At 70.8% G+C, this 5837-nt stretch carries 6 protein-coding genes; all 6 read right to left on the bottom strand.

Features of this window, described 5'->3' with window-relative positions; translation table 11 throughout:
* A partial coding sequence (locus tag HOQ08_RS04770; RefSeq protein WP_291192187.1) for a VOC family protein occupies nt 1-293 on the bottom strand: 293 nt, incomplete at its 3' end.
* Nucleotides 294-357: 64 nt separating this feature from the next.
* On the bottom strand, nt 358-2043 hold the full coding sequence (asnB, locus tag HOQ08_RS04765) for an asparagine synthase B (protein WP_291192185.1): 1686 nt from the start codon (nt 2041-2043) through the stop codon (nt 358-360).
* A 269-nt stretch (nt 2044-2312) separates the two neighbouring features.
* Nucleotides 2313-2696, bottom strand: coding sequence for an STAS/SEC14 domain-containing protein (locus HOQ08_RS04760; RefSeq protein ID WP_291192183.1), 384 nt, complete (start codon nt 2694-2696; stop codon nt 2313-2315).
* A gap of 249 nt (nt 2697-2945) precedes the next feature.
* Nucleotides 2946-4772, bottom strand: coding sequence for a single-stranded-DNA-specific exonuclease RecJ (gene recJ / locus HOQ08_RS04755; protein WP_291192181.1), 1827 nt, complete (start codon nt 4770-4772; stop codon nt 2946-2948).
* Entirely contained in the window at nt 4769-5674 is a 906-nt protein-coding gene (locus HOQ08_RS04750; protein WP_291192179.1) for a phosphoglycerate mutase, read from the bottom strand. Before HOQ08_RS04750 ends, recJ begins: the two co-directional genes overlap by 4 nt.
* On the bottom strand, nt 5671-5837 hold a 167-nt coding region (locus HOQ08_RS04745; RefSeq protein WP_291192189.1), incomplete at its 5' end, for a hypothetical protein. The genes HOQ08_RS04745 and HOQ08_RS04750, both read right to left, overlap by 4 nt.

Raw genomic sequence — 5837 nt, 5'->3', positions numbered from 1 at the left:
ACGCGCTCGGCTTCCTCCATCGACTGCGCGCCATAGGCGAGCGAGAAGCCGCGCGGCGGTTCGCCGGGTGCGTGCGCCATGCCGTCGGAAGCCAGCAGCAGCGGACGGCCTTCGGTGCCCAGGCTGGCGTGCATGATCTTCTCCGACCAGCCCGCCGGCGCCTCCTGGGCCATGGGCGAACCGGCAAAGCGGTGCAGCTCCAGGAGCCTCACGCCACCGCCGAGGCAGCTTGCGTAGAACGACAGCGCTTCTTCGCAACGGCCGTTGAAGTAGAGGTAGGGAAGCAGGTTCATGGCATTTTCCGTCGGGTCGGGTCCATGGATGATAGGCCGCGGAGAAGACGGGCCGCGGGAAGGCCTAGGTGGCCAATGCCTGCGCGTGCACGCCCTGCACCGCGCGACCCGACGGATCGGCCCGGCCGCTGAAGGACGGGTCCCAGGCCAGCGCAGCGGGCGAGGAGCAGGCGATGGACTTGCCGCCGGGCACCGTCGCCGCGCAGGCCTCGCCGGGGTAGTGCTTCTCGAACAGGGCGCGATAGAGGTAGGCCTCCTTGGTCGCCGGCGTGTTGTGCGGCCAGCGTGCGGCCGCGGCGGCGAACTCGCGGTCGCTGACCGCCTGTTCGGCATGCGCCTTGAGTCCGTCGATCCAGCCGTAGCCGACGCCGTCGCTGAATTGCGCCTTCTGCCGCCACAGGATCGCCTCGGGCAGCGCGCCGGCGAAGGCCTCGCGCAGCACCGCCTTTTCGATGCGCCGGTTTCCATCGGGCAAGGTGCCCGCCATCTTGTGCTGCGCGTCGAAGGCCATCGCCGCGTCGATGAAGTCGAGGTCCAGGAACGGCACGCGCGCCTCCACGCCCCAGGCCATCATCGCCTTGTTCGCGCGCAGGCAGTCGTAGCTGTGCAGCGCGTCGAGCTTGCGCACGGTCTCCTCGTGGAAGGCCTTGGCGGAGGGCGCCTTGTGGAAGTACAGGTAGCCGCCGAACAGTTCGTCCGAGCCTTCGCCGGAGAGCACCATCTTCACGCCCATCGCCTTGATCCGCCGCGCCAGCAGAAACATCGGCGTGGAGGCGCGCACGGTGGTGACGTCGTAGCTCTCGATGTGGCGGATCACTTCGGGCAGCGCGTCCAGCCCTTCCCAGAAGGTGTAGACGAAACCGTGGTGCACGGTGCCCAGCGCCTCGGCGGCGAGCTGCGCGGCGGCCAGGTCCGGCGAGCCTTCCAGGCCGATCGCGAAGGAGTGCAGGCGCGGCCACCAGGCTTCGCTGCGGCCGTCGTCCTCGATCCGTTCGCGCGCGAAGCGCGCGGCGCAGGCGGCGACCAGCGAAGAATCCAGCCCGCCGGAAAGCAACACGCCGTAGGGCACGTCGGTCATCAGCTGGCGCTGCACCGCCTGTTCCAGCGCCGCGCGCAGGTCGCCCGGCGCCCTGCCCTGCGTGGCAGCGTAGTCGCGCCACGGCCGCTGGTAGTAGCGGCGCAGCTCGCCGCTGGCGCTGTCGTAGACGTGGCCCGGCGGGAACACCGCCACGTCCGCGCATACGCCGGCCAGCGCCTTCATTTCCGACGCCACGCAGAGCCGGCCGGCCGTGTCGTGGCCCCAGTACAGCGGGCATACGCCGAGCGGGTCGCGCGCGACGAGGTAGCGCTGCGCTGCGCCGTCCCACAGTGCGAAGGCGAAGATGCCGTTGAGGCGCGCCACCCACTCGATCGGGTCGGCGCCTTCGCGATGCAGCGCGTTGATCACCTCGCAATCGGAACCGGTGGTGAAGTCGTAGCCGCTGTCCAGGCGCAGCTCGCGGTGGTTGTAGATCTCGCCGTTGACGGCCAGCGCCAGTGCGCCGTCGCGCGAACGCAGCGGCTGCGCGCCGCTGGCCGGGTCGACGATGGCCAGCCGCTCGTGCACCAGGATCGCGCCGGCGTCGATGAAGACGCCGGACCAGTCCGGCCCGCGATGACGCTGGCGCTGCGACAGCTCCAGCGCCTGCCGGCGCAGGGCGGCCAGGTCGTCGCCCGGCGCCAGGTCGAACATTCCGAAAATCCCGCACATGGTTTGTCTCTCTCGTCGTTTCATTGCCCCAGAAACGACGAAGGCCCGCACGGGGCGGGCCTTCGTCGCGTAGTTTTTGCTCGAACGTGCGGCTACGCGCCGGCCCCCTTGTGCAGGTGACGGTTATTGTTCGAGCGATTGTTCACGGACGACCGCACGCGCGCCGCGCGAGGCGCAGTGACGAAAGCGGAGCGGGCGGTCGGCATGGACATGAGGCGAGTGGAACAGTTTTCCGGTGAACGCGCAAGCGGCAGGTTGGCAGATGGCGGTCAGGCGTGGTGCTCGCGGAAGGATTCGCTGATCCAGGCCTTGGCCTCGGCCATCTGATCGTTGCGGTAGAGGCGGAACTCGCCCGGCACGGTAACGCCCATGGTGCGCGCGACCAGCCGCAGCCAGTTGACGTCGGTGACCAGCGCGATGCGTTCCCAGCCGCTCCAGTGGCGAAAGCCCAGCTTGGTGTCGTCCCACATCGCACCCGGCTCGAAGCCGGTGAACTCGTGGCCGACGTGATAGAGCAACCGCAGCTTGCGGTTGAGCGCGAAGGCGGCCTCCACGTCCGGCACGAACACGTTCTCGTAATCGGCCGCGGTCACCTTGCCGCGCGCGGTGAAACCCAGCGCGCCGGCTGGCAGGTCGGTCATCTGCTCGATCATGGGGCGGTCTCCGCGTGGTCGGAATTCCATCCAAGCGCGGCAGGCGCGGCTATGCAAGCTTGGGTGCGTGAAAGGGCCGCGGCATCGCCAGGGCTTGTGGCCCCTCTTCCGCCGGAAGAGGGGCTGGGATGAGGGTTCGGTAGCACCGGTGCGTCGCGCTCCGCCCGCACCCTCACCCGCCTGCCGGCACCCTCTCCCGGTGGGAGAGGGATTCGAATGGGCGGCATCAGGCAAACATCGACCGACCGGTCAGGCGGGTTCGACGTGGCGCAGCAGCAGGCGCGCGGTTTCGCGGCCCTGCCATTCGTTGACGGTCAGCTCGTACACCGCGCGCAGGCGCGGCGGCGGCGCGGCCATCCGCACATTGAACATCACCGCCTCGTGCACGCTGCCATCGCGCGGGTCGCGCAGGCTGAGCCGCCAGTGGCGTTCGCCCATGGCGCGCCACTGCGCGCACTCGAACAGGTTGTCGAACAGCGGCTCGGGAAACCCCTGGCCCCAAGGCCCGCCGTCGCGCAGCTGGCATGCGAGGTCCAGGGTGAAGCTGCCCGGCGGCAGTTCGCCGTCGGTGTAGAGCACGGCCTGCAGGCGTTCCTCGTCCAGCCATTCGCGCGCGATGGCGTCAAAGGCTTCGGCGAAGCGCGGGTAGTCGCCCGCCTTCAGGCTCAGGCCCGCGGCCATGGCATGGCCACCGAAGCGCTCGATCAGGCCGGGCATGCGCGCATCGATGGCGGCCAGCGCGTCGCGCACGTGGAAGCCGGCGATGGAACGCGCGGAGCCGCGCAATTCGTCCGGCCGGTCTTCGTCGGCCGGCGCGAAGGCGACCACCGGGCGATGCAGCCGCTCCTTCAGCTTGGAGGCCACCAGGCCGACCACGCCGGCGTGCCACGACGGTTCGTACAGGGTGACGCCGGTGCGCTCGCCCATGCCCTCCAGCCCCACCGCGCCGATCATCGCTTCGGCCTCGGCGACCATCGCCTCCTGCAGGTCGCGGCGCTCCTGGTTGATCGCGCTGAGACGATCGGCGAGCAGGCGCGCCTGCGCGGGATCGTCGGTGAGCAGGCATTCGACGCCCAGGCGCATGTCCTCCAGCCGGCCCGCGGCGTTGAGGCGCGGCCCGACCGCATAGCCCAGGTCGCTGGCGCAGACGCCGGCCACGCTGCGTTTGCCGGCCTCCACCAGCGCAGTGATGCCCGGACAGGCGCGGCCGCCGCGGATGCGCTTTAGGCCTGCCTCGACCAGCACGCGGTTGTTGAAATCCAGCGGCACCAGGTCCGCCACGGTGCCGAGCGCGACCAGGTCGAGCAGGGACGAGAGATCGGGTCGGCCGTTGTTGTGAATAGTGCGGCCATGGATGGCCGCCTTTTGATCTTCGCGATCAGGGAGATCGCACGGATAAAGCTCCGCGCGCACGGCGAGCAGCAGGTAGAACATCACGCCGACGCCGGCCAGTGCGCGACTGGGGAAAGCCCGGTTCATGCGTGCATCGTCTGCGCACATCGCGCAGGCCGGCTCGCCGTGCCCGCAGGCGCGCACCTGAAGCACGTTGGGATTGACCAGCGCATCGGCGGCGGGCAACTGCTCGCCGGGCAGGTGGTGGTCGGTGACGATCACGCGGATGCCGCGCGCCCGTGCCGCCGCCACGCCGGCGATGCTGGCCACGCCGTTGTCCACGGTGACGATCAGCTGCGGCGCGGGATCGAGCGAGGCGACCAGCGCGGGGCTCAGCCCATAGCCGTGGACGAAGCGGTTGGGAATGGCGTAGTCCACCCGCCGCGCGCCGAGCAGGCGCAGGCCGCGCACGGCCACGGCGGTGCCGGTGGCGCCGTCGCAGTCGTAGTCGCCGGCGATCACGATGGACCAGTCGCCCGCGATGGCCTCGATCAGCAGCTCGACGGCGCGATCGAGCCCACCCAGCGCCTGCGGCGCCAGCAGGTGGCGCAGGCGGTGCTCGGCCTGCGCCGGATGCAGCACGCCGCGTGCGGCGTAGACCTCGCGCAGCACTGGATGCACGGTTTCGCCCCAGCCCTCCGGGATGCCCAGCGGTGCGCGCCGATGCAGCGTCGGCGTCCTCATGTGCGGGGCCGGCGCCAGACGCGCCAACGGTGTCCGGGGCGATGCCGCCAGCGCTCGCCGCCGGCGAAGTCGATGTTCAACGGATGCTGGCGGGCGAGCGCATCGATGGCCGGCCACCAGGCGTGGGATACCTGGTCGGCGGACAGGTCCTGCAGGTCGAGCAACCAGCCAGGCGGCAGCTCCTTGGCGCCATCCGCGCGGGGGCGCTGGCCGATCCCCGCACGTGCGGCCAGCGCGCGCAGCAGCGGATCGTCGGTCATCACGCCGGCGAGCCGGATGTGCACGTGCGCGGGCAATGTCCCTGCGCCCCACAGCCAGAGGCTGTTGACCGGCGGGCGGCCGGCGGCCCGGCGCTGCGCGTTCAGGGGGTGCTGGTGCAGCGCCACCTGCAGGTCGTTCTGCAGGATGCGCCAGCGGCGCCCCTCCGGCCCCTGCGGCAGATGCTGCAGGAGGTTTTCGCCCAGCGCCCGTTCCGGCGCGGGGAAATCCGGCACCGCCATGCCGGGCGGCAGGCGCAGGTGCCAGTGATCAGGCGTGGTCAGGTCCAGCTGCATGCCCTGCTCTTCGAACAAGGGCATTAGCGGTTGCGCGAGCGCCTCGGCCTCGGCGGGCGACAGCTGCATCTGTCCGCAGGCGAGCAGCCGCGCGCCGCTCATGTCCGGCTCGACCCATGCGGGATCGGCGCACAGCCACGCGGCATCGCGCGCATCGCCTGCGGCCAGTTCGCGGGTGAGCGCGCCGGCGGGCAGCGGTTGCGGTGCATCGAACCATGCCGCCAGCGCGGCGAGATGGCCGTGCGGGCCATCGTCCAGGCGATCGGCACGCGCCAGCAACCGGCGCAGCGGATGCGCGGGCGCGAAACGCGCCAGCGCAGGCAGCCAGAGTCGCAACGGCGCGCTCATGCGCCGGCCGCTTCCAGTTGCTCGTAGAGTTCCAGCCATTGGGCTTCGAGCGTTTCCTTTTCGCGGCGCAGGTCGGCCTGGCGCTGGCCGAGCTTCATCAGCTCGGCGGTCGGCCCGTTGTAGGTATCCGGATCGGCCAGCCTGGCGTCCAGCGCGGCGAGGT

Source organism: Frateuria sp. (assembly GCF_013362045.1).
In the GTDB taxonomy this organism is placed as follows: domain Bacteria; phylum Pseudomonadota; class Gammaproteobacteria; order Xanthomonadales; family Rhodanobacteraceae; genus Frateuria_A.
This window is presented reverse-complemented; position numbering and strand designations above follow the sequence as displayed.